This window comes from Azospirillum sp. OGB3 (genome assembly GCF_014192915.1).
GTDB lineage: Bacteria > Pseudomonadota > Alphaproteobacteria > Azospirillales > Azospirillaceae > Azospirillum.
This window is the reverse complement of the sequence record NZ_JACHYN010000028.1, coordinates 22,493-45,386: the sequence shown is the minus strand read 5'-3', so window position 1 is coordinate 45,386 and position 22,894 is coordinate 22,493. Positions and strand designations below refer to the sequence as shown.

Here is a 22,894-nt window from a genome sequence, read left to right as displayed (position 1 = left end):
GCAAGTACGCCTTGGTCGATCACGCTCTGAGCCGCGCCACCAAGGGGCTCATCGGCATTCTGGAAGTCGATGGCAAGGCGGACGACAGTGTCATCGTCGACAAGAGCGGCGACTCCCGCAAACAGCTCGGCGAGATGAAGCATTGACCCCACCCCGGTGGGATGCGGACGGGGAAGGTGGGGGATGGGGCCCTGCCTTCCTCCCGGCACCGGGGCGAGGCCACCTCCACGGCGACGACCGAAAGCACGATCCAGCCCTGCTGCATCAAGGACGTGGAGGCGCCGATCTTCCAGGCCGCCGATTGCGGCTTCGTCGCCGACCTGTTCAAGGCGGTGCCAGAGTTGCAGCGGGCGCTGTGACACCGGCGCCGCAAAGCGCCGCCAACGCCTGGAACCCTGCGGCGAACGTGTTCCGGCCGACCTGCTCGCGCAGCGTGGGCAGGTCCTCGGGCTGGCACTCGAAATCGGCCCACCATTCGCCGAAGGTACGGTTTCCCTCCGTCACCTCGCGCAGGCGGAAGGTCGCGACGTAGTCGGTGAGCGGCAGCGGGGATTCGAGGATCGTGTAGGTGTAGGAGCGCTCGCGGTCGCTGAAGGACACCAGCTGTTCGCGCAGCCGCCCGCCAGGCTTGAGACCGAAGTTGCGGACGCACCCGACCGTGTCGCTGCGCAGCCCGTCCTCGATGTGGCTGTCCGCGATGATGGGATGCCAGATGTGGTGACCGTTGAAATCCCGCGCCTTGTCCCAGACCTGCCCGACGGGCGCGTCGATGACGGCGCTGACATAGACCCGTGCCATGCGTTCCCCCTTCAGCGTTGCTTGGTGATGGCCTTGAAGCGGCGCGTCTGCTCGGTCAGCGCGGTTTCCGTGGGCAGGCGCTCCATGCTGGATGCCCCGTAGAAGCCGTGGCAGACGGCGCATGCGCCGAGGACGAAGGAGGCGTCCTCCGGCGTGGCGATCGGGCCGCCGTGGCACAGCACGATCACGTCCTTGCGCACCCGCAGGGCCGCCTCCGCCCAGGCGTCGATCTTCGGCACGCAGTCCTTCAGCGACAGCGCCGTCTCCGCCCCGATGTTGCCGCCGGTGGTCAGGCCGAGGTGGCAGACGATGATGTCGGCCCCGGCCTCGGTCATCGCGACGGCCTCCCCTTCCGAGAAGACGTAGGGCGTGGTCAGCAGGTCCAGTTCATGGGCGGCGCGGATCATGTCCACCTCCAGCCCGTAGCCCATGCCCGTCTCCTCCAGGTTCGCCCGGAAAACACCGTCGATCAGCCCGACGGTCGGGAAGTTCTGCACGCCGGAGAAGCCCAGATCGGCCAGCCGCCGCAGGAACTGGTCGCGGATCATGAAGGGATCGGTGCCGTTGACGCCGGCCAGCACGGGGGTGTTCCGGACCACCGGCAAGACCTCGCGCGCCATGTCGACGACAATCTCGTTGGCGTTGCCGTAGGCGAGCAGCCCGGCCAGCGAGCCGCGCCCGGCCATGCGGTAGCGGCCGGAGTTGTAGATGACGATCAGGTCGATCCCGCCCGCCTCCTCGCATTTGGCGGACAGCCCGGTTCCGGCGCCGCCGCCGACGATGGGTTCGCCGCGGGCCATCATGCCACGGAACCGGTCGAGGATTTGTTGACGGGGAATGCGGGGCATCGTCGAAGGCTCCTTATCGCGTCGTGCCGTGGCCGGCCGCGGCGATGTCCCGGAAGGCCCGGACGAGCGCGGCGGCGAAGGCGGGGTCGTTGATGTTGTGGGGAAGGCGGATCAGCCGGCGCGCGTCCGTCTGCTCGACGGTGCGCTCCAGCGCATCGAACAGCGCGGCGTCCGCCTCGGGATCGTGGAAGGGCTGGCCCGGCGCGTCGAGAACCGACACGCCCCCTTCGGGGATGAGGAAGCGCACCGGCCCGGTGAAGGCGTTCAGCTTGCGGCCGATCCAGGCGCCCATCGCCCGGTTCTCCTCCGCCGTGGTGCGCATCAGCGTGACCTGCGGGTTGTGCACGTAGAACAACCGCTCGCGGTAGCGCTCGGGCACGCTGTCGCGCGGACCGAAATTCACCATGTCCAGCGCCCCGCAGGACCCCACATAGGGGATGCCGGCCCGCGCGATGGCGTCCAGCCGCTCCTCCCCGGCGCTGAAGACGCCACCCATCAGCAGGTCGCAGACCTCGGTGGTCGTCACGTCCAGCACGCCCGCCAGCAGGCCCGAGGCGACGAGCTTCTCCATCGCCCGCCCACCGGTGCCGGTGGCGTGGAAGACCAGGCAGTCGTAGGAGGGATCGAGCGCTTGGGACAGCTGCGTGACGCAAGGGGTCGTCACGCCGAACATGGTGAGGCCCAGCGCCGGCTTGGTGTCCGTCTCGGGGATCGTGCGCGCCACCATGCCCGCCACCGCGTGGGCGGCGTTGCCCAGCACGCGGCGCGAAATCCGGTTCAGTCCGGCGACGTCGGTGACCGAGGCCATCATGCAGAGGTCCGTCTCGCCGACGTAGGACGCGACGTTGCCCGACGCGACGGTGGAGACGATCAGCTTGGGCGTTCCCACGGGAAGCGTCCGCATGCCCGGCGCGATGATCGCCGTGCCGCCGGAACCGCCCAGCCCGATCATGCCCGCGACGTCGGTTCGCCGCTCGACGAAGCGCCGGAACGCGTCGGCCATGCGCGACACGGCCAGCCCGCGGTCGTCGGTGCCCAGCACCGCTTCCGCCCCGCCGGGGTGGCAGGAGGCGACGTCCCGCGCCGGGACGTCGGCCGGGACGGCGGGCGGACGGGTGCCCACATCGACCGTCACCGTGCGCAGCCCCTCCGCAGCGATCAGCCCCCGCACATAGTCCAACTCGATTCCTTTGGTGTCGTGGCAACCGACGACATAGACCGTCGCTGCGCCTCGCTCCGCATCCGCCATGGCCGGCCTCCTCCCTTCGTCTTTTCCGGAAGTGTAGGCCGCCCGCCGGGGGTGCCAACCGGAGCGTTGCGGCGGCGCGGGTAATATTGGGTATAGTGGTTGGCATGACCCATGACCGGACTCAGTTGTTGGACGATCTGCGGCGGGCCTGCGCGGGCCGGCACACGCTGCTGGTCGGCGCCGCCATCGGCACCGGCCTCGCCGCCCGCGCGGCGGCGCGCGGCGGCGCCGACTTCCTGCTGGCGCTGGCCGCGGGCCGCTTCCGCACCATGGGGGCGTCGTCCATCGCCACCATGCTGGCGCTGCGCGACAGCAACGCCTTCGTCGCCGACTTCGCCTGCTCGGAGATCGTCGACGCGACACCGATCCCGGCCTTCTTCGGCGCCTGCGCCTGGGGTCTCGCGGAGGAGGAGTTCCCCGCCTTCATGGACAAGCTGCGCGGCTGGGGCTTCGCCGGGGTGGTGAATTTCCCGACCGTGTCACACGTCGACGGGCGCTTCCGCGAGGCGCTGGAGCGCACCGGCCTGGGCTTCGCGCGGGAGGTCCGCCTGCTGGAGGCGGCGCGGGCGGCCGGGCTGGCAACCGTCGGCTATTTCCGCCGCCGGGAGGAGGCGCTGGCGCTCGCGCGGGCGGGGGTTGACCTCTACTGCTTCAACATCGGCTGGAACGCCGGCGGCGCCGTCGGCGTGCCCAGCGGGGAGTCGGTGCTGCAGGTCGGCAACCGCGCCCGCGGCCACATCAAGGCGATCCGCACCGCCAACCCCGGCGCGCTGTGCGTGATCGAGGGCGGGCCGATCACCACCCCGCAGGAGATGCACGAGGCCTGCCGCGAGGCGCGGGCCGACGGCTACATCGGCGGCTCGACCATCGACCGCCTCCCCTCGGAAAGCTCGATGGAGGAGATGACCGCCGCCTTCAAGCTGGTCTCCACCCTGCAACGGCGCATCGACCGGCTGGAACGGCGCCTCGACCAGACCGGCCAGGGGATGGGGCTGGTGGGCCGCACCGACGCGCTGGTGGAGGCGCGGGCGCGGCTGGAGCATCTCGGCGCCGACGGCGGGCCGGTGTGGGTCGCCGGGCCGGACGGCAGCGGGCGGTCGCTGGTGGCCAATCTGCTGCACGGGCGCGGTCCGCAGCGCCAACGTCCGCCGATGACCGTCGATGCCCGCCATCTGGACGGCGGGTGGCTGTTCGGGGCGGAGCCGGCAGACGGTGGACGCCGCCGCCTCGGCTGGGTCGAGGCCGCCAACGGGACGACGTTGGTGATCGAGAACGCCGAAGGACTGGAGCCCGGCACGCAGGCCGAGCTTGCCGCCTTCCTGGAGCGCGGCAGCTTCCGCCGCCAAGGCGGCCAGGACAGCCTGCGCTCCAACGCGCGGATCATCCTGATCGGAACGGAGAGCCTGGAAGCCGCGGCCGGCGCCGGGACGCTCGTGCCGGACTTGGCCCGCCGCCTCGCCCGGCGGGACATCGACCTGCCGCCGCTGAGCGAACGGCTGGACGACATTCCGCTGCTGGTCGAGCATTTCGCGGCGGCGCTGCGCCCAGCGGCGGGGGCCGTGCGCCTGTCGCCGCGGGCGTTCCGGCTGCTCATCGCCCATGACTGGCCGGGCAACCTCCGCGAACTGCGCGCCGTGGTCGCGCAGGCGCTGGACGGCAGCGGCGACGTCATCGAGGCGGAGGCCCTGCCCTCCCTGGACGGCAAGCGCGCGGGCCGCCCACGCCCGGACACATCCGGAGACCGGTCGCCCAAACAGTCGGAACGGGACTGGATTCTCGACGGCCTGCGGCGGCACCGCTTTCGCCGGGGGGAGACGGCCCGCTTCCTCGGCCTGTCGCGCAAGACGCTCTACAACAAGATGCGCCACTACGGCTTGTTGGAGTGACCGGCGCCGGGCGGAAGCACCAACCCGTCGGCCGCCCGCCTCATGAGGTCATGATGGTCCTCGAAGCCGGCCGGTCGATAGAGGAGGACGGGGCCACCGCCCTCTCCACGCAGTTCGGCGGCGACCGCGGCGGCGCTCGCGACCGCCTCGGCATCGCGCGACGGATTGCCGGTCGCGGCACCCGGATGCACGACGAGGCGCCCCGCACCCGCTGCCCGCAGGCGACGGCCGATGTCCGCGTCGGCGGCGAAGCCGGTGATGGCGAATCCCGCCCGGGCGGCCTGCTCCAGGAACGACACCTCGCGCTCCGCACCGAGCCCGACGCCGCACAGCGTTTCGCCGGTTTCCCCGTCGAACAGCGCGGTCGTGGGGAAATTGGCGACCGCCCGCACTCCGAACCGGCTCAGGGCCTTCAGAAACGGACCCACCGGCCGGAAGGGGTCCACGGCCAGCACGCCGACGCACACACCCTCCGGCGCGCCATCTGGCATTTCGGCCAAGGCGGCGAGCAGCCGCCCGTTGCTGTCCTGGACGGGAAGCAGGGCCAGATACTCGGCGCGGTCCACCGGATGCCCGCCGAAAGCTGGACAGAACAGCCGTTCCCCTGTCCCGTCCGCCTGTTCGGCGGGGGAATGAAGCGCGGCGGTGATTTGTACGTCGAACCGACCGTTTTTCCCCATTTTACCCATGCCCCGGATCGCGCGCCGTTGTGGAATCGACCACGGGGCGAGACGGTATGGCAACGGGTTTCGGTGAAGGCTCGCCGGGACGGCGCAAAACAGGGAGGAAACGATGAAGCGTCAGTTGGGCACCGCGCTGCTGTCCGGGACCGCGCTGCTGCTGGCCGCCATGCTGCCGGCGGCGGCGCAGCAGGGTGCGAAGATCTCGAACGACGTGGTTCGGATCGGGGTGATCACCGACCTGTCCGGGGCCTTCTCCGACCAGAGCGGCCGCGGCTCCATCGCCGCCGCGCAGATGGCGGTGGAGGACTTCGGCGGCAAGGTGCTGGGCAAGCCCGTCGAGGTGCTGACGGCCGACCACCAAAACAAGGTGGATGTGGGCTCGGCCATCGTGCGCGAGTGGATCGACGCGCAGAACGTCGACCTCATCCAGGACGTGGCGAACTCCGGTCTGGCGCTGGCGGTGGCGGACATCGTCCGCGACAAGAACCGCGTCGCCATCTTCAACGGCCCGTCCGTCACCCGACTGACCGGCGACAAATGCACGCCCAACACCATCCACTACGCCTACGACGCCTATGCGCTGGCCAAGGGCACCGGGGCGCAGACGATCAAGCAGGGCGGCGACACCTGGTATTTCCTCACGGTCGATTTCGCCTTCGGCCACGGGCTGGAGGAGAACACGGCGAAGATCGTCCAGGACAACGGCGGCAAGGTCCTGGGCGCGGTGCGCTTCCCGCTGAACAACCTCGATTTCGCATCCTACGTGACGCAGGCGCAGGCGTCCGGGGCCAAGATCGTCGGCCTCGCCACCACCGGGATGGACGCGCGCAACGCCATCAAGGCCGCCGCCGAGTTCGGCCTGACCCAGAGCGGGCAGCAGCTCGCCGGCCTCCTGCTGTTCGACACCGACGTCCACGCCCTGGGGCTGGAGGCGACGCAGGGGATGTACCTGACCACCGCCTTCTACTGGGACCGCGACGACGAGACCCGCGCTTTCTCCCGGCGCTTCCACGAGCGGGTGAAGATCATGCCGAACATGGGGCAGGCCGGCGTCTATTCCTCGACGCTCGCCTACCTGAAGGCCATCGAGGCCGCCGGCACCGACGAAGCCGGCCCGGTCATGGAAAAGCTGAAGAGCACGCGGATCAACGACGCGTTCGTAAAGGACGGCTGGGTGCGCGAGGACGGCCGCTTCATGCGCGAGATGTATCTGATGCAGGTGAAGAAGCCCTCGGAGTCCAAATACCCCTGGGACTACTACACCCTGCGCGCCACGATCCCGGCGGAGGAGGCCTTTCGGCCGCTCTCGCAAAGCGATTGCCCCCTCGTGAAGAAATGATGGCGGTGGCATAGGCACTTGCCCCGGTTCTGTTGCGAGGTTGGATGAAAGTTGCTCCAGCTTGAGCAACTTCAGGCGGCAACGCCGCAAAGGCGTGGCGATGACGGCGGCCTGGCTGTACTTCCGCTTTCCGCTCAGCCTGCGGATGGTCGAGGAGATGCTGGCATCGCGCGGCATCCTTGTCAGCCATGAGACGGTGCGGCAGCGGGGCCTGACGTTCGGCCGCGGCATCGCCGACCAACCGCGCCGGCGTGCTCCCCAGCGTGGCGACAATTGGCACCTCGGTGAGGTCGTCCTGAACATCGCTGGCAAGAGACAGTATCTCCGGCGGACCGTCGACCGCGTTGGGTTCGTGCCCAATGTGCTGTGCAGAGCCGGCGCGATGCCAAGGCGGCCAAGCGCCTGCTCCGCAAATTGCTGAAAAAGCAGGGCCGCGCGCCGCAGGTTCTGGTGACCTTCACTCGGAACGAGGCCGGCGAACCGGCGCCCCTGCCGCCGGAGGAACGCAGCGACCCGGCAATGGCGCCCGTGATCCACCATCACATCACGCAGGCCGTCCAGTTCGCCTTGGACGCCCATGGCCCCTTGCCGACCGGAAAGCTCCGAGCGCGCCAACCTCATGCGGTGCTGCGCGAGCGGTCGGCGGCGGCGGTGTGACGCTTGAATCAAGAGGCGTGGCACGACATGGCTGATGCCGCTCCTCACCGCGTTCCCACTCCGTCCCGGAAAACACGTTGAAGCCAGCCAGGCTGGGTGTTGACCAGCATGATCAGGGCGGACGTGCTGATCATCGGCGAAACGATCCAGGCGTTGACCGTGGTGGCGCCGTTCTCCGTCTTCATGCTGCTGGAGGAGGTGGCCACGGGCATCGCAGATCGGCAACCGCCACATTGAGCAGATTGGCCTGAGAGCGAGGGGTGATGCACGGAAAAGCAAACCGCTTGCCTGACATCGATATTTTGATCATCATAGAAATATGGAAACGAAGAACGCCATCGATGCCTTCGCCGCCCTGGCCCAGGACACCCGCTTGGCCGTGTTCCGCCTGCTCATCCAGGCCGGACCCAACGGGCTGACCGCCGGGGACGTCGCCCAGCAGGTCGGTGTGCCCGGCTCGACCCTGTCGCACCATCTGGCGACGCTGGAGCGCGCCGGGCTGCTGCGCTCCTGGCGGGTCCAGCGGCAAATCTTCTACGCATGCGACTATGAGGGCACCCGGCAGTTGATCGCCTTCCTGATGGAGGACTGCTGCCAGGGCCGTCCCGAGCTGTGTTCCACCGACCTCCTCCAGGCAGGAGCCTGCGGCCCGGCAGGCTGCGGCCCCGACACCTGACAGGACCACCAACATGACGGCTGACATCCACACCGCCCCGGCGGAACGCCCTGCCATGGGTCTCTTCGAGCGCTACCTCAGCGTCTGGGTGGCGCTGTGCATCGTCGCGGGCATCGCCTTCGGCCATCTGGCGCCTGGGCTGTTCCAGGCCATCGCGGCAGCGGAGCTGGCCCAGGTCAACCTGCCGGTGGCGGTGCTGATCTGGCTGATGATCGTGCCGATGCTGCTGAAGGTCGACCTCGGCGCGTTGGGCCAGGTCAAAGAGCACTGGCGCGGCGTCGGCGTGACGCTGATCATCAACTGGGCGGTCAAGCCCTTCTCGATGGCGCTGCTCGGCTCCCTGTTCATCGGCCACCTGTTCGCTCCGCTGCTGCCGGCGGAGCAGATTTCCTCCTACATCGGCGGGCTGATCCTGCTGGCGGCGGCTCCCTGCACGGCCATGGTCTTCGTCTGGTCCAACCTGTGCGAGGGCGAGCCGCACTACACGCTGAGCCAGGTGGCGCTGAACGACCTGATCATGGTCTTCGCCTTCGCGCCGCTGGTCGGCCTGCTGCTCGGCGTCTCGTCGATCACCGTGCCCTGGGGGACACTGCTGCTGTCGGTGGCGCTCTACATCGTGCTGCCGGTGGTCGCGGCCCAGCTCTGGCGCCGCGCGCTGCTGGCGTCGGGAGGCGAGCCGGCCCTGGCCCGCACCCTGTCGGTGCTGCAGCCGGTGTCGCTGGTGGCGCTGCTGACCACGCTGGTGCTGCTGTTCGGCTTCCAGGGCGAGCAGATCCTGGCGCAGCCGCTGGTCATCCTGCTGCTGGCGGTGCCGATCCTGATCCAGGTCTACCTCAACGCCGGGCTGGCCTACTGGCTGTCCCGCCGGTTCGGCGTGGCCTGGTGCGTCGCCGCTCCGGCGGCGCTGATCGGCGCCTCGAACTTCTTCGAACTGGCTGTGGCGGCGGCCATCAGCCTGTTCGGGCTGGGGTCTGGGGCGGCGCTCGCGACTGTCGTCGGCGTGCTGGTCGAGGTGCCGGTGATGCTGTCGGTGGTGAAGATCGTCAAAGCAACCAGGCCCTGGTATGAGGGGCGGGCCGGCGCCTGATGATCCGGCTCCGCTATCGAACCATCACCGGCGTCCTGAAGTGCCAGATCGACTGGCTGCCGCTTGAGAGCGGAGGCGTCCGGCCGACGCATGTTGGCGCCATCCTGCGCCGTGAAGGGCTGTCCTCGTTCAATGTCGGGCGATGGCGCCGGCATGCTGCGTGGACTGGTGCCGGTCAAGCCCGGCCCGAAGAGCCCGCTGGCCAATCCGCTGAAAAGCGACGTGGAGCGCCTGGAGCGGGAGAATGCACGCTTGCGTGAGCGCCTCACCCGCGCCGGGGCGATCATTGATCTCCAAAGAAAGTTTCAGATTTGCTGGGCATGCCGCCGGTCTCGACGGACCGCGGCGAGAGCCGGTGATGGGCGTCAATGAACAGGCGGTTCCGGCGGTGGACGTCGCCACCGCCTGCCGGGTGCTTGGCATGCCGTGCGCCAGCGTCGCGTCGGGCCGCCATGACCACCACCGCGGCGCTCCGCGCCGCCTTGGGCCCGATCATACGGTGGGGCCGCCGTTGGGATGGCCGACGTTGCAGTGCCGCCGCAGTTGCTCGACCGACCGCACCCGGACGGTGTTGCCGGTGACGTGGAGCTGGTGCGGGGTCAGCTTGGTGAAGGTGCGCGACAGCTGTTCGGGCGTCATGCCGAGGCGGCTGGCGAGCACGCGCTTGCTGACCGGCAGTTCCACGGTCGCGCCGTCCTCCGGCTCGTCCTGAGGCGATGGATCGACCTGCGACAGGATGAAGGCGGCGAGCCGCTGGGTCGTCGTGCGCAGCTTCAGGTTCTTGACCTCGCGCACCAGACCGCGGCACTGCCCGACCAGCGTGCTCATCACACGCAGCGCCAGCGCGTGATCCCGCGCAACCTGCGCGCGCAGGACGGGAGCGGCCAGCATGAGAATCCGCGACGATTCCAGCGTCCGCGCCGACATCAGGTACGGCGCGTCGGCCAGCACCGCCGCCGGCACGAAGCAATCGCCGGGGCGCACGATGTCGATCACCGTCTCCTGCCCCGCCTCGTCGCAGCCGGCCAGCATGGCCGTGCCTTCGACGAGGATGTGCAGGAAGTCGGGGATCTCGCCCTCCGCGAACAGCCGTGTCTCGCGCGGAAACCACTGGAGAAGCGCCCCGTAGGTCAGCGCCTCCAAGGTTTCGTCGGCGACTCCCTCGAACAGCGGGAGGTCGCGCATCAGCGTCAGGGCGCCCTGTTTCATCATCCCGGCTCTGCTGTCGCGGTCAGGCTTCGGAGGCGGGCTTGCGCGACGCCTCAACCAGGACAGGGGCGGCATCGGACTCGTCGTCCTTCAGGCCGGCCTTGAAGGACTTCACGCCCTTGGCGAGGTCGCCCATGACCTTGGGCAGCTTGCCCGCGCCGAACAGCAACAGGACGAGCAGCAGGACGATGGCCCAGTGCATCAGGCTGAAACTTCCCATGACGAAGGTCTCCTGGGTGAAGGACGGTCAGGCGCGCAGCGCGAGGACGCTGCCGTCGCGGCGGGTGAGACGGGCGGCGGTGCCCGGAAAACGGTCGAGGAGGACGGCGGCCCGCGCTTCCGGCGCGACCGACAGGGCGGTGGACAGGGCGTCGGCGGTGGTGGCGTCGGGGGCGAGCACCGTGACCGCCAGCCACTCCCGCGCGCAGCCGCCCGTCGCCGGGTCGAACAGGTGGGTGAAGCGCCCGGCGGGATCGAAGGGCGTGCCGTAGCCGCCCGACGTCGCCACCGCCCGGTCCGCGATCTCCAGCGTGCCGGCGTTGCGTCCCTCCACGAGCGGATCGGCGAGGCCGACCGACCAGGGGCGGCCCGAGGGGTGATGGCCGAGCGCGCGGATTTCGCCCAGATCGACCAGCACGTCGGTCATGCCCTCCGCCCGCAGCCGTTCGGACACGCGGTCGGTGACGTAGCCCTGGGCGATGCCGTTCAGCGTCACCGCCATGCCGCGCCCGGCGAAGGCGACGCGGCCCGGCTCGACGCGGAGCTTGCGGTGATCGACCAGTTCCCTGGCGGCGCGGACGGCGGCCTCCGGCGGGCCGGCGGGATCGGCGCCGGGGCGAGCGAAATGGCCGGCGTAGAGCTGCCACAGCGGCTGCACGGTCGGGTCGAAGGCGCCGTCGGTGCGGCGGCTGAAGGCCGCGGCTTCGGACAGCAGCCGCACGAGATCGGCGGGCGGCGCCTCCAGAACGCCGTCGCGGTTCAGGCGGGCCAGCGCCGAATCCGCCCGGTAGAGGCTGAAGACCCACTCCAGCCGCGCGACCTCCTCCAGGCAGAGCGCGATCAGCCGGTCGGCCTCGGCGGGGTCCGGGTGCGCCAGCTGGATCATCGAATCCGCGCCCAGCGCGACGCCGCGCCACGTCCGCACCGGCACGCCGGCCGCCCGGAGGCCGCCGGGCAGCAGCGCCAGTCCGGCGGCCACCGCGGCGATGCCGAGAAAGCGGCGGCGGGTGGTCATGGCGTGCCTCCATGCCCGGCGCCGTGGCCGCCACCATGCTTGCCGCCCTGCTCCGCCGGTTCATCGGCGGCGGTCTGCTCGGAGGGAAGCGTGGGATGAAGGATCTCGTCCTCGGTCACCTCGGCGAAGCGCTTGATCCTGCCGCCGTTTTCGGCGGCGAAGCGGCGAGCGGCGGCCTCGTCGCCGAAAGGGAAGGGCTCGGCCTCACCCATGCCGCCGCGCTGGCGGCTGCCCACCACGTACCAAGCCTTGCGCGCCTCGATCCAGACGGTCAGATCGGGCTTGCGCGGATCGGCGGACGGACCGACGTCGGTCACGTAGATGGCGCGGACGTCCTTCTCCTCCTCCGGCAGCATGGTGAAGGCAAAGGTGTCGCGGACCGAGGACAGCCAGACCGGGCGGTCCCGCCCGCCGACCAGGATCTGCCCCTTCGGGCCGGGGTGGTCGGCGAGGTTCATCCCGCAGTAATGGCCGATCGCGTCGGCGGTGATGGCGACGGGCGGCGGCGGGGCGGTCTCCGCCTTCTGCTGCTGGCAGGCGGACAGCGGCAGCAGCAGGCAGGCCGCCAGCAGCGCGGCTCTCAGGGAGGTGTTCATCAGATTTGCCTTCTGGAAAAGAGGACGGCGGCCAGCGCCAGCGGTGCGGCGACCCAGCCGGCCAGAACGGCCAGCAGGACGGAGGCCGACACCTGCACCTGCGCGGCCAGCCCGGCGGTGCCGGCGAACTGGCTGACGCTCTTGAAGCCGGTCAGGTTGAAGAGGCGGAAGGCGTCCGCCGGGTTGGCGAGCAGCAGCCCGTTCAGCAGGCCGGCGTTCACCGTCTTGCCGCCGTCGGCCACCAGCAGCCCCAGCAGCGCCATGTCGTAGAGCAGGACCAGCACCAGCCAAATCGCCACGGCGATGCCCGCCGCCGTGCCGCGGTCGCGGACCAGCGTGGAGGCGAGATAGCCCATGGCCGTGAAGGCGGCACCCAGCAGGACGCTCGATCCGATCATGGCGGCGAAGGCGCGCCAGCTCTCCGGCCCGATCTCGGTTCCGCTCATCGCCAGCGCCACCCCGGCGGCGCCGTAGCCCAGCACGGTGGCGAAGGCGATGATCGCGGCGTGGCCCAGGAACTTGCCGATCAGCACCTGCCAGCGCGCCACCGGGTAGGACAGCAGCAGGGTCATGGTGCCGCGGTCGATCTCGCCCACCACCGCGTCGAAGGACAGCAGCAGCGCGATCAGCGGCAGAAGGAAGATGGTCAGGCTGGACAGGCTGACGATGGTCACCTCCACCCGGCCGACGCCGACCGTGCCGGTCGGGGCGGCCCCCAGGAAGCTCAGCGTCAGCGCCAGCGCCGCCATCAGCAGCGTGGTGGCGACGACCCAGCGGTTGCGCAGGCCGTCGCGCACCTCCTTGGCGGCGATCGTCAGAAGCGTGTTCATTCCGCAGCCTCCCGGCGCAGGAAGTGGGCGTACATCTCGTCCAGGCTCGGCTGGACGACCTCGATGTCGGCGAGCTCCGGGCCTTCGCAGGCGATCTGGCGGAGCGTCGCCACCTTGTCGTCGTTGGCGCAGGCCGTCTCCACGACCTCCCCGGACGGCAGGGTTAGGCGGATGCGCACCGGCAGCTGGGCCAGCCCGCGCAGCGTGGCGAGCGAGCCGTCGGCGACCTTGCGGCCGCGGTTCATCACCACGACGCGGTCGGCCTGCCCCTCCAGCTCGGTCAGGGCGTGGCTGCACAGCAGGACGGTGGTTCCGGCGTCGCGCAGGTCCCGCACGATCTCGTAGAAGCTCTGGCGCAGCGCCGGGTCGAGGCCGGTCGTCGGCTCGTCGAGGAACAGCACTTTCGGCCCGCCGAGCAGCGCCTGGGCCAGCGCCAGCCGCTGCCGCATGCCCTTCGAATAGGTGCCGACGCGGCGCTTCACCGCGTCGGGCTCCAGACCCACCCGCTCGAACAGCGCGTCGTTGCCGTCGCGCGGCACGCGCTTCAGCCGGGCGTAGAAGTCCAGCGTCTCCCGCCCCGTCATGCTGGGGTGGAAGGCGACGCTTTCCGGCAGGAAGCCGACCTGCCGGCGGATGTGCGAGGCGGCCGCACTCGCCGGGTCGCCGCCCAGCACGCGGATGCCGCCGGCGGTCGGCGTGGTCAACCCGAGCATCAGCTTGATCAGCGAGCTCTTGCCGGCGCCGTTGTGGCCGACCATGGCCACGCATTCTCCGGCGGCGAGGTCCAGATCCACCTCGCGCACGGCGAAGGCGTCGCCGTAGCGTTTGGAGACTCCCTCCACGCGGATGGTCGGTGTGTCGGTCATTGGGCGTTCCTTTCCGCCGTTTGGCGCAGCGCCGGAGGCGGCGGCGGGCTCATCAGAGGGGCGCTGTCGATCACGCCGCCGGGGTGCAGCGCCGGGAACTGCTTCTGCGCCCAGCGGATCACCTGCACGCCGGGGCTGTTCATCAGCAGCTTCGCCGCCGGATAGGCCCACATCACGCGGTCGACGACGTCGTTGGGGCGGTAGGCCTCGTCGGCGACGCCGTCGCCGTTCAGGTCGAACGCCGCGTTGTCGGACCAGTAGTTGCCGCGCCCCTTCTCCGACCAGTCGAGGTGGCGCGTGCCGACATACTTGACCTGGGTGCGGTTGCCGATGAAGGCGTTGCCGGTCAGCGTGTTGCGCTCGGACCCGGCGGTGAAGTGCACGCCGATCTCGCAGCCCTCGAACCGGTTGCCGGTGAAGCGGTTCTTGTTGGCGTTGTAGATGAAGACGCATTTCCAGGTGCCGGTGCGCTGGCCCTCCACGGGGCCGTCGGTCGCCACCGGCATGTCCTTGTCGGCCACCACTTCCACCGGCGCCGCCTGCTCGGGCGACAGGTGGCCGTCGATCACGTTGCCCTCGATGAGCGCGCTGTTGGCGTAGTTCAGCAGCAGCCCGTGCTCCCGGTCGCCCTGCGAGCGGTTGTTCCGGATCACGAGGTTGTTGGAATACATGATCGCGTAGCCGACATGGTTGCCGACCGACAGGTTGTCCGACACCTCGGAATCATTCGTGTACATGTAATGGACGGCGAAGCGCACCCGCTCGAACCGGTTGCGAGCGAACAGGTTCTTCTTCGACGTCGTGGTGAAGATGCCGTCCCGCCCGTCCTGGACGTGGTTGTCCACCACCTGCGTGCCCGGCGCGTTCCACAGCTGGATGCCGTTGCCGCGTTCGGACAGGCGCAGGTCCGTGCGCCCGATGACGTCGTTGCGCTGGACCATCACATCGTGGGCGCCCCAGACATAGACGCCGATCAGGTTGTCGCGCAGCCGGTTGCCCTCGATCACCCCGCGGTGCGCCTCCTTGCCCAGGAAGATTCCGGTGTTCTGCTCGGACAGGCTGAGGCCGGAATTGCGGACCTCGATGCCGCGCACGGTCACGTCGGAAGCGAAGACCGTCACGGCGTTCCCCTCCCCGCCCCCGTCGATGACGGCGCCCGGCTCGCCGAGCAGCGTGACCGGCTTGCGGACCACGACCGGACCGGGGTGCGTGCCGGGGGCAAGGACGAGCGTGTCGCCGGGCGCCGCCGCGGCGAGCGCGCCGTCCAGCCCCCCCGGCGCCACCGTCACCGTGGCGGCGCAGGCCGTCCCGGCGGCGAGGACGAACGCCGCGGCGAAGAGGGGGAATGGGGAGTGATGGGGCATCGGATAAGTCCTGGTCCAGGGCTGTTGCCCCCACCCTCCCGCTTCGCGGGTCCCTCCCTCCCCCGCTTCGCAGGGGAGGGCCAGATTCCCCTCCCCTGCGTCAGCGGGGGAGGGTCAGGGTGGGGGCAATCGGTGCCTCAGGTGGCGCGCGGCTCGACGATCATGCGGCCGCCCATCTCCATGTGCAGGGCGTGGCAGAACCACTGGCAATAGTACCAGTGCACGCCCGGACGCTCGGCGATGAAGGTGACCGAGCTGGTCTGCTGCGGCCCGATCTCCATGGCGATGCCGTGGTTGGACAGGGTGAAGCCGTGGGTCAGATCGTCCACATCGTCCATGTTGGAGATGTAGAGCGTCACCTCGTCGCCCTGCTTGACCGTGAACTCCTCAAGCCCGTAGGCCGGAGCGCGCTGCCACATGTAGACGCGGACCTTGTTGCCCTCGCGAATGACCTTGGCGTCGTCGTCCAGGTTGACGCCGTCCTTCTTCGCCTGCTGGCGGGCCTCCTCCCACATCGGGTCGTCGCGGGTGAAGACGCTCTTCGGGTTCAGCTTGGAACGGTGGACGATCAGCGTGTCGTGCGGCTCGGCGTAGGTCGGGCCGTCGTGCACCAGCTTCATCTCGTCGCCCGAGATGTCGATGAGCTGGTCGTTCTCCGGCTTGCTCGGACCGACGTTGAGGAAGCGGTCCTTGGAGAACTTGTTCAGGACCATCAGCCACTTGCCATCGGCGTCCTTGGTCTGGCCCATGGAGGAGTGGGTGTGGCCCGGCTGGTAGTGCACGTCCAGCTTCTGGATGATTGGATCGACCTTCTCGCCCTTGTAGGCGCGCTTGGCCTTGTCGATGTTCCACTTCACGATCTGGCTGTCGAGGAACAGCGTGGTGTAGCCGTTGCCGCGCCCGTCATAGGCGGTGTGCAGAGGCCCGAGGCCCAGCTGCGGCTCTGCCACGATGACGTCCCGCGGCTTGATCTTGTCCTCGAACAGGTCGTCGAGCAGGCGGACGTCCATCACCGACACCGTCGGCGACAGCTTGCCGTTGATGGTGACGTGGATGCCGTCGGGGGCGGCGTTGACGCCGTGCGGGCTGTTGGGAATCGGGATGTACCGGGTAAAGGGCGAGCCGTGACGGCCATCCACCACCGGGACGCCGTGCATCACCTCGACCTTGCCGGCCTTCACCGCCTCTTCGATGCGCTTGATGTTGAAGACGACGATCCAATCCTGCTCGTTCGCCGTCATCTCCGCGGTGGTCACGCCGCCTTCGGAGTTGTAGCAGGTCGAGAAGGCGTATTTGCCCTGGTAGTCCGCCTCGGTGTTGTCGAGGTTGCCGTCCACCCGGACCTGCCACGATACCGTCATGCTGTCGCCGTCGATGGCCGAGAAGTGCGTCCGGTAGTTCTTCGGGTCGAGGTTCTTGCCGTCGTTCGGCATCGGCACGAGCTGCTCGGCGTTCGCGAAGACGTAGCCGGTGCGGGGGTACTTCTGCAGGCGCAGGCCGTGGATCGCCGAGACGTTCGGAATGTCGATGATCTTATCGACCTTCATGATGTCGCAGCGGATGCGGGCGACGCGGGTGTTCGCCTTGTCGTTCACGAAGATGTAGCGCCCGTCGTAGGTGCCATCGGTGAAGGACATGTGCGGGTGGTGCAGATCGCCGTTCAGCCAGGTGCCGCCGTGGTTCGCCAGATACTTCCGGTTCTCCTCGGTCAGACCCTCGGTCAGGATCTTCCGGCTCTCGTTGGTCAGGCCCCAGCCGGAGGCGCTGCAACGGTTGAACACCGGGATGCGGTGCAGCTCGCGCATGCTGGGCAGGCCGAGGATGCGCAGCTCGCCCGACTGGCCGCCGGAATGGAAGACGTAATATTCGTCGAGATCGCCCGGCTTGACCTCGTACTTCTGGTTGCCCGACCCCGCGGCTGCGGCCGGTCCGGCGCCGAACAGCGCACCGCCCGCCGTGCCGCCGGCCACCGCGCCGGCGATTCCGGCCAGCGCCGCCGCCTTGGCGGTGCCACCGAGAAGATCGCGGCGGTTCACGCCCGTCCGCTCAACCTTGATGTTCGACGCTTTTGTGTCCGACATGGATGAACTCCTTCGATGTCCCCTTACGGGGCTCTTGTTTCGACCTGGTGGGTCAAAGTCCTTCCGGCCGGGCGGACAGGTGCCCGGTGGCGGGATCGGTGGTCAGCACGGCGGCGCGGGGCTTGGCCTCGGCAACCGTGCCGGTGGATTGGCCGGTGGATTGGGAAGCGTCGCGGCGCTCCCGCTTCAGGCGCTTCTGGATCATGACCGGGCATTTGCGGTCGTGGTGGTAGAGCACCTGGCAGTGGAGGCACTGGATGCATTCGTTGGGGTTGATCGAGCCGTCGGGATGGATTGCCTGGACCGGGCACTCGTTGGCGCAGCGCCGGCACGGGTTGCCGCATTCCTTGTAGCGGCGCAGCCAGTCGAACATCCGCATCCGGCCGGGGATGGCGAGCGCAGCACCCAGCGGGCACAGGTAGCGGCAGAAGAAGCGCTCGATGAACAGGCCGGCGGCGATCAGGGCCACGGCGAACAGGACGAACCACCAGTCGCGGACGAAATGCAGGATGATCGCGGTCTTGAAGGGTTCGACCTCCGCCGCCTTCTCCGCCGTCGCCAGCGAGGTCAGCGACAGGCCGAACAGCAGCAGGAAGATCATGTACTTGATCGGCCACAGCCGCTGGTGCAGCCCGAAGGGAACGGCGATCTGGCGGACGCCCAGCTTCTTGGCCGCCTTGGACGCCAGCTCCTGCAGCGCGCCGAACGGGCACAGCCAGCCGCAGAAGGCGCCCCGCCCCCAGAACAGCAGCGACGCGGCGACCGAGAACCACAGGATGAACACCAGCGGGTCCATCAGGAAATAGTCCCAGCGGAAGTCGGTGCGCAGCGCGTTGGCGAAGGTCAGCACGTTGACCACCGACAGCTGCGCCGTCGCGTACCAGCCGAGCCAGACCAGCGTGAAGACCAGGAACCCGGTGCGCACCCGCTCGTAGAGGGCTGGGCGCTTCACGAGCTGGTCCTGGAAGAAGAAGATGCCGGTCAGCAGCAGGATCGCGCTTGCCAGAATTGCGACGTCGAACAGCCGGTTCTCCCAGATGCGCCGCCACAGCGGGATCTCCTCGGCGGCGTCCTGTTCCGCCAGGGCGGCGGGAACCGGCGCCACGGTCGCGGCGGCGGCGGCGGGAGCGGCGGCCACCGGCTCGACCTTCAGGAACTTCTCCGGCGGCTGGTAGCCGAGGTCGAAGGTGACGAAGGCCTTGTCGAGCGCCGCGGTCGCGCGCTGGACCAGCAGCTGCAGGCGCCACGGATCGGCGGGGTTGAAGCCGACCTCTTCGGGGATGACGAACAGGCCGATCTCGGGGAAATTCGGCGCGCCCGCCGCGGCCAGGGAGCCCAGGCGCTTGTGCAGACGGTCGCGGAAGCGGATGGCGCCCTCGTGCTGGACCAGCTCGAACCGGTCGAAGATGCCGCCGCGCACATAGCCCGAGCCCTTGAAGGAATAGCGCCCCTGCCCCGCCACGACGATGGCGTGCTGGCCCGGCTTCAGCCGCTGCACCAGCGCCTCGTACTCCGCGTCGCCCAGCAGGGAGCGGCCGACGGCGGGAATGGTGGCGAGGGCGGCGTAGAGGTCGATGAAGCTGTCGTTCGGGTCGCCGGCCTCGGGACGGGCGGCGGCCTCGGCCTTGCCGGTGCGCTCGAAGGCGGCGTTCACCTCGCCCACCGTCAGCGTCAGGCGGCGCACGGAACCGTCGCCGACCAGCGTGGCCCAATCTTCCCGATCCTTGGCCTCAACTCCGGTCTTGGACAGGTCGAGGCTGCGGGTCACCGTCGGCGCGGCCTCCGCCGCCCCCGGCGCGCCCAGCGCCTGCAACACCTTCTTGCCGGAACGGATGATCGAATCGCCGATCACCATCACCGTCACGGTGGCGCCGGACACGATGTCCACCGGCGGGCTGGACGCGCTCTGCGAGGCCAGGGTCAACACGTTCTTGCCGACGTAGCCGTCGATGAAGGCGTTGACCTTGGCGGGCGGGATGCCGATCAGGACGATGGGCTCGTGATGGTCCACCAGCTTCGCCCCGGTCACCGTGCCGTCCGGCGCCAGCCCGACCATCACATGGATCGGACGGCCCGAATAGCCGGTCGTGTTCACGAAGTCGGAGGTCAGGAAGGCGTGGCCGACCAGCGTGTCGCCCTTGTAGACGGGAACCAGCGGCGCGTTCGGCAGGGGGGCGCCGAAGCGGTCCGCCCCGGCGGCGAGATCGCCCGGCTGCACCGCGCCGAGATACCGCGCCAGCAGCGTCTCGGCGGCGTCCGCCGTGCCGAACCCGGCCAGCAGGATCAGCAGCCCCACCACCAGCGCGCGTGTTCTCCGCAAGAAGTCCGCAACCATCGCCCTTGCCTTGAAGTCTTGATCTTGATCAAGGGGCCGCATGGCCCGGTGACGCGCCCATGAGACCGCAGGTTCGGGCCGCTGTTCTTGACCATCGTCAAGTCGCGGAAAAATGAAGCGGGGTTATCCTCCTCCCCAGGGTCCGTACGATTGCTGATCGGGCGGGAATATCGATTGCATTTTAGGCGAAGTTCACTCGCGACCGGGGGTTTCCATGCCGTTGCTGCGCCACGAACCACAGGGTGGGGTCCGCTCGCTGGACGAGCTTCTGGGCATCGCGCTGGCGCTGGAGCAGGAGGCGGTGCGCCGCTACACCCAGTTGGCGGCCCTGATGGACCGGCGCAGAGAGACCGACACCGCCCTCACCTTCCGCGCCCTGATCGCGGAGGAGCAGGACCATGTCCAGGCGGTGGACGGCTGGGCGCACCGCCTCGGCCGCCCCGCCCCCGACGCGCCGGCCTTCCTCTGGCGCCTGCCGCCGGAACTTGCCGCCTCCTGGGAGGAGCTGACCGAGCGCACGCGGCTGACGCCCTATCAGGCGCTGTCGCTGGCGGTGGTCAACGAGCAGCGCGCCTTCGCCTTCTACAGCTACATCGCCGCCAGCGCCCCGGACGAGCCGATCCGCACCCACGCCGAGGCGCTGGCCCGCGAGGAGCTGCGCCACGCCGCCCTGCTCCGCCGCGAGCGCCGCAAGGCCTATCGCCGCGAACGGGGCCGGGCGGAGCACAAACCGACCCGCGCGGACACGCCCGCGGAGCTGGAACGGCTGGCCGTCGCCCTGCTGTCCGCCACCGCCGCCGAGCACGGCGCGCTGGCGGGGCGCCTGCTGGCCCTGGGCGACGGGGACGGTGCCGCGCTGCTGACCCGCATTGCCGGAGAGGAGCGGTCGCTGATCCCCTCCGGCTCCGACGCGGCGGCGTCGCAGGCCGCCCATCCCGACACTGCAGCCGCCTGCCTGCGCGCGGCGGTCGCCGCCTCCGAACGGCTCGCCGAAGCCTTCGGCGACGTGGCGGCCCAGGCGACCGACGAGCTGGTCCTGACCGAATCCCTGCGTTTTCAGGAGGCCGTGGTCGGACACCTCGCGCTGCTGGCGGAGCGGATCGACGCCGCCGGCTGAGGGTCTATCCGAAGCCGCCGACGCCACCGCACCCAACAGCGCGTCAGGCATCTGGTGGGTACGGCGGCAATTGCCGTCAGTTGTGGCGGAACATCAGCGTTCCCCCTTCCCCGGCAGGCGGTGCAGCAGTTCCCCCACGATGCCGCGACGGAAGACGAGCACGCAGACCACGAAGATCGCACCGTTCACCACCGGCACCGGCAGGCTGGTCGAGGCGAGGTGGCTTTCCAGCGTCACCACCAGCGCCGCTCCCACCACCGGGCCGAGCAGCGTGCCCATGCCGCCGAGCAGGGTCATCAGCACCACCTCGCCGGACATTTGCCACGTCACCTCGGTCAGCGAAGCGAGTTGGAAGACCAGCGCCTTGGTCCCGCCGTCCAGACCGGCGAGGCTCGCCGACAGCACGAAGGCCAGCAGCTTGTAGCGCTCCGTCCGGTAGCCGAGCGACACGGCGCGCGGCTCGTTCTCGCGGATCGCCTTCAGCACCTGGCCGAAGGGCGAATGCACCGCGCCAGACCACCGCGAAGCCGACCAGGAACACCGCCAGCACGAAGTGGCGGTTGCTGCGGGACGGCGCTCGTGACCACGTCGTTGATCTCCACCGTGTAGGGGATCGAGACCAGCGGACCGGAGCGGGTGCGGATGGGCACCGGCTGCTTGTCGAGGACCCGGTCCGCCACGTGCTCGATGCCGGTCTCCGCGAGCAGGTCGACCGCCTGCCGCAGCCCGGCATGCCATAGAAGGTTTTTGCCGGCGGCCGTTACAGCGCGGACCGAGGACGCCGCGGGTTGGCGAGGAAGAAGCGCAGCATCTCCCGTGAGGCGTCCGGCCCCCGCGGGTCGGTATAGGAACCGGCTGGGCTGCCTCCCGCCCAGGCGTGCCCTGCGCCTTGGATCGTCCACTGCTCGCACAGCACATGACCGGAGGCATCAATGTGGATGCGGCGGCTGTAACCGTGCCCGCCTGGCACTTGGCCGTCTTCCACCGCCGCCCGCAGGCCCACCGCTCCCATCTTGGATTGCGCGGCGACGTCATCGCCGTTGCGTGGGTGAACCGTGGTATCCCGGTCGCCGTGAAAGACGATCGTCGGCACGGCCGGGCCGGATTGCGCTTCCACCGGTCCCCCGCCCTGGCGCATGGCGATGAATGCGGAGGGAAGGTCAGAGGCTGCACCTCGGGGAAGGCCGGAATGCACCCCGACGGCGGCGTAGAGATCGGGATACGCGGCCCCCATGATGGCCGCCGCCGCCCCGCCGGCCGAGAGGCCCGCGACAAAGACGCGGTCCGCGTCGACAGCGTGGTCGCGCATGACCTGCCGGGTGATTCCCGCGATCAGCGAGGGCTCTCCCTCGCCGCGCCGCTGGTCGACCGGGTTGAACCAGTTCCAGCACTTCTGGGCGTTGGCCGAGGAAGGCTGTGCCGGGTAGACGACCAGACAGCCATGCTCCTCCGCCAGCGCGTTCATGCGGGTGCCGGCGGCAAAATCGTCCGGCGACTGGGTGCAGCCGTGCAGCATTACCAGCAGGGGACGCGGCTGGCCATCATGGTGGCTGGCGGGAACATAGAGCTTGTAGGAGCGCGTGCCGGCCTTGTTCCTGAAGGACGCCGTCGTGAACGCAGCGCCGTCCGGCAATGGGTCGGCGGCGGGACGGGCGGCCCTGTTCACCCCAAAACCGGTGCCAGCCGGCATGGCACGGGCGGCAAGGCCGCGCAGGGTCTCGCCCAGGCCCGCCCGCGGTCCGGGATGGAAGCGGCCGACAAACGCGCCGGCGGGTTTGAACGCCGTGCTACGGTGCGCCGGCGCCGGGTCCGGCGTGTCCGGTGCGGCGTTCACCGTGACCGGCTCGACATCGATGATGGTTGGGTCGGCGCCGGGCGGCACCGGCGCGGCACCCCGCAGGAGGCGTTGGATGTGAGCGGTCGCCCCGGTGAGGTCGCCGGCCTGGGTGAGGCGCAACGCCTCGGCCATTCCGGCGGGGACACGGTTGTTCATGTCGGGAGCTTTCTGGGTTCGGACAGGGCATGCAGAAAAGCCCGGT

At 69.6% G+C, this 22,894-nt stretch carries 22 protein-coding genes and 3 pseudogenes; 10 read left to right on the top strand and 15 right to left on the bottom strand.

The features are described 5' to 3' along the window. Positions 1-266: 266 nt before the first annotated feature. Positions 267-359 (top strand): annotated as a pseudogene (locus tag FHW79_RS30195) (electron transfer flavoprotein subunit alpha); the annotation flags it as partial. Here the strand turns inward: FHW79_RS30195 and FHW79_RS30190 are convergent. Genes FHW79_RS30190 through FHW79_RS30180 form a run of 3 tightly spaced genes read right to left on the bottom strand, consistent with a single transcriptional unit; the run spans position 325 to position 2,895 of the window. Next, entirely contained in the window at positions 325-798 is a 474-nt protein-coding gene (locus tag FHW79_RS30190; RefSeq protein WP_183182338.1) for an SRPBCC family protein, read from the bottom strand. The pseudogene FHW79_RS30195 and the gene FHW79_RS30190 sit on opposite strands and share 35 nt — an antisense overlap. Positions 799-809: 11 nt before the next feature. Next, a complete protein-coding gene (locus tag FHW79_RS30185) occupies positions 810-1,646 on the bottom strand; it encodes a phosphoenolpyruvate hydrolase family protein (RefSeq protein WP_183182337.1) in 837 nt (278 codons plus the stop codon). Between the two features lie 13 nt (positions 1,647-1,659). Further along, the gene (locus FHW79_RS30180; protein WP_183182336.1) at positions 1,660-2,895 is read right to left on the bottom strand and encodes a Tm-1-like ATP-binding domain-containing protein; all 1,236 of its coding nucleotides are present in this window, start codon (positions 2,893-2,895) and stop codon (positions 1,660-1,662) included. Positions 2,896-2,999: 104 nt separating this feature from the next. Between FHW79_RS30180 and FHW79_RS30175 the strand changes: the two genes are divergently transcribed. Next, positions 3,000-4,781, top strand: a complete 1,782-nt coding sequence (locus FHW79_RS30175; protein WP_183182335.1) for a phosphoenolpyruvate hydrolase family protein — start codon at positions 3,000-3,002, stop codon at positions 4,779-4,781. Here the strand turns inward: FHW79_RS30175 and FHW79_RS30170 are convergent. Continuing rightward, positions 4,763-5,461, bottom strand: a complete 699-nt coding sequence (locus FHW79_RS30170; protein ID WP_183182334.1) for a phosphoenolpyruvate hydrolase family protein — start codon at positions 5,459-5,461, stop codon at positions 4,763-4,765. The genes FHW79_RS30175 and FHW79_RS30170 overlap by 19 nt on opposite strands. 112 nt (positions 5,462-5,573) lie before the next feature. Here FHW79_RS30170 and FHW79_RS30165 point away from each other — a divergent pair, with 112 nt between their 5' ends. The 7 genes and pseudogenes from FHW79_RS30165 (at position 5,574) to FHW79_RS30135 (ending at position 9,595) form a co-directional block, all read left to right on the top strand. Further along, the gene (locus FHW79_RS30165; RefSeq protein WP_183182333.1) at positions 5,574-6,803 is read left to right on the top strand and encodes an ABC transporter substrate-binding protein; all 1,230 of its coding nucleotides are present in this window, start codon (positions 5,574-5,576) and stop codon (positions 6,801-6,803) included. A gap of 106 nt (positions 6,804-6,909) precedes the next feature. Continuing rightward, positions 6,910-7,259: pseudogene (locus FHW79_RS30160) on the top strand (DDE-type integrase/transposase/recombinase); the annotation flags it as partial. Further along, positions 7,254-7,460, top strand: a complete 207-nt coding sequence (locus tag FHW79_RS30155) for a hypothetical protein (RefSeq protein ID WP_183182331.1) — start codon at positions 7,254-7,256, stop codon at positions 7,458-7,460. The pseudogene FHW79_RS30160 and the gene FHW79_RS30155, both read left to right, overlap by 6 nt. A gap of 99 nt (positions 7,461-7,559) precedes the next feature. Next, a complete protein-coding gene (locus FHW79_RS30150; RefSeq protein WP_183182330.1) occupies positions 7,560-7,697 on the top strand; it encodes a hypothetical protein in 138 nt (45 codons plus the stop codon). An 82-nt stretch (positions 7,698-7,779) separates the two neighbouring features. Further along, positions 7,780-8,136, top strand: coding sequence for a metalloregulator ArsR/SmtB family transcription factor (locus FHW79_RS30145; protein ID WP_183182329.1), 357 nt, complete (start codon positions 7,780-7,782; stop codon positions 8,134-8,136). A gap of 13 nt (positions 8,137-8,149) precedes the next feature. Beyond that, positions 8,150-9,223: an ACR3 family arsenite efflux transporter gene (gene arsB, locus FHW79_RS30140; protein ID WP_247884686.1), complete on the top strand. Its 1,074-nt coding sequence runs from the start codon at positions 8,150-8,152 to the stop codon at positions 9,221-9,223. Positions 9,224-9,376: 153 nt separating this feature from the next. Beyond that, entirely contained in the window at positions 9,377-9,595 is a 219-nt protein-coding gene (locus FHW79_RS30135; RefSeq protein ID WP_183182328.1) for a hypothetical protein, read from the top strand. A gap of 120 nt (positions 9,596-9,715) precedes the next feature. On the opposite strand, the gene FHW79_RS30130 is transcribed toward FHW79_RS30135, so the two are convergent. From FHW79_RS30130 to FHW79_RS30090, 9 genes are all read right to left on the bottom strand, one after another. Further along, positions 9,716-10,435, bottom strand: a complete 720-nt coding sequence (locus tag FHW79_RS30130) for a cyclic nucleotide-binding domain-containing protein (RefSeq protein WP_247884685.1) — start codon at positions 10,433-10,435, stop codon at positions 9,716-9,718. Between the two features lie 19 nt (positions 10,436-10,454). Continuing rightward, positions 10,455-10,652 carry a twin-arginine translocase TatA/TatE family subunit gene (locus FHW79_RS30125; protein ID WP_183182327.1) on the bottom strand — a complete coding sequence of 66 codons (198 nt, stop codon included), beginning with the start codon at positions 10,650-10,652 and terminating at the stop codon, positions 10,455-10,457. Positions 10,653-10,679: 27 nt separating this feature from the next. Continuing rightward, the gene (locus tag FHW79_RS30120; RefSeq protein WP_183182326.1) at positions 10,680-11,666 is read right to left on the bottom strand and encodes an FAD:protein FMN transferase; all 987 of its coding nucleotides are present in this window, start codon (positions 11,664-11,666) and stop codon (positions 10,680-10,682) included. Beyond that, a complete protein-coding gene (locus tag FHW79_RS30115) occupies positions 11,663-12,262 on the bottom strand; it encodes a nitrous oxide reductase accessory protein NosL (RefSeq protein ID WP_183182325.1) in 600 nt (199 codons plus the stop codon). Before FHW79_RS30115 ends, FHW79_RS30120 begins: the two co-directional genes overlap by 4 nt. Further along, positions 12,262-13,092, bottom strand: a complete 831-nt coding sequence (locus FHW79_RS30110) for an ABC transporter permease subunit (protein ID WP_040137444.1) — start codon at positions 13,090-13,092, stop codon at positions 12,262-12,264. Before FHW79_RS30110 ends, FHW79_RS30115 begins: the two co-directional genes overlap by 1 nt. Beyond that, entirely contained in the window at positions 13,089-13,958 is an 870-nt protein-coding gene (locus FHW79_RS30105) for an ABC transporter ATP-binding protein (protein WP_183182324.1), read from the bottom strand. The genes FHW79_RS30110 and FHW79_RS30105 overlap by 4 nt, the downstream gene beginning before the upstream one ends. Continuing rightward, the gene (locus tag FHW79_RS30100) at positions 13,955-15,322 is read right to left on the bottom strand and encodes a nitrous oxide reductase family maturation protein NosD (RefSeq protein ID WP_183182323.1); all 1,368 of its coding nucleotides are present in this window, start codon (positions 15,320-15,322) and stop codon (positions 13,955-13,957) included. Before FHW79_RS30100 ends, FHW79_RS30105 begins: the two co-directional genes overlap by 4 nt. A 137-nt stretch (positions 15,323-15,459) precedes the next feature. Then, positions 15,460-17,403 (bottom strand): TAT-dependent nitrous-oxide reductase, encoded by a 1,944-nt coding sequence (nosZ, locus tag FHW79_RS30095; RefSeq protein ID WP_183182322.1) that lies wholly within the window; start codon positions 17,401-17,403, stop codon positions 15,460-15,462. A 52-nt stretch (positions 17,404-17,455) separates the two neighbouring features. After that, positions 17,456-19,723, bottom strand: a complete 2,268-nt coding sequence (locus FHW79_RS30090; protein WP_247884684.1) for a NosR/NirI family protein — start codon at positions 19,721-19,723, stop codon at positions 17,456-17,458. 229 nt (positions 19,724-19,952) lie between these two features. Between FHW79_RS30090 and FHW79_RS30085 the strand changes: the two genes are divergently transcribed. Beyond that, entirely contained in the window at positions 19,953-20,855 is a 903-nt protein-coding gene (locus FHW79_RS30085) for a ferritin family protein (RefSeq protein ID WP_183182320.1), read from the top strand. Positions 20,856-20,948: 93 nt separating this feature from the next. Here the strand turns inward: FHW79_RS30085 and FHW79_RS30080 are convergent. Both FHW79_RS30080 and FHW79_RS30075 read right to left on the bottom strand, forming a co-directional pair. Then, a pseudogene (locus tag FHW79_RS30080) lies at positions 20,949-21,405 on the bottom strand (branched-chain amino acid ABC transporter permease); the annotation flags it as partial. A gap of 210 nt (positions 21,406-21,615) precedes the next feature. Then, positions 21,616-22,848, bottom strand: a complete 1,233-nt coding sequence (locus FHW79_RS30075) for a PHB depolymerase family esterase (protein ID WP_183182319.1) — start codon at positions 22,846-22,848, stop codon at positions 21,616-21,618. Positions 22,849-22,894 lie beyond the last annotated feature (46 nt).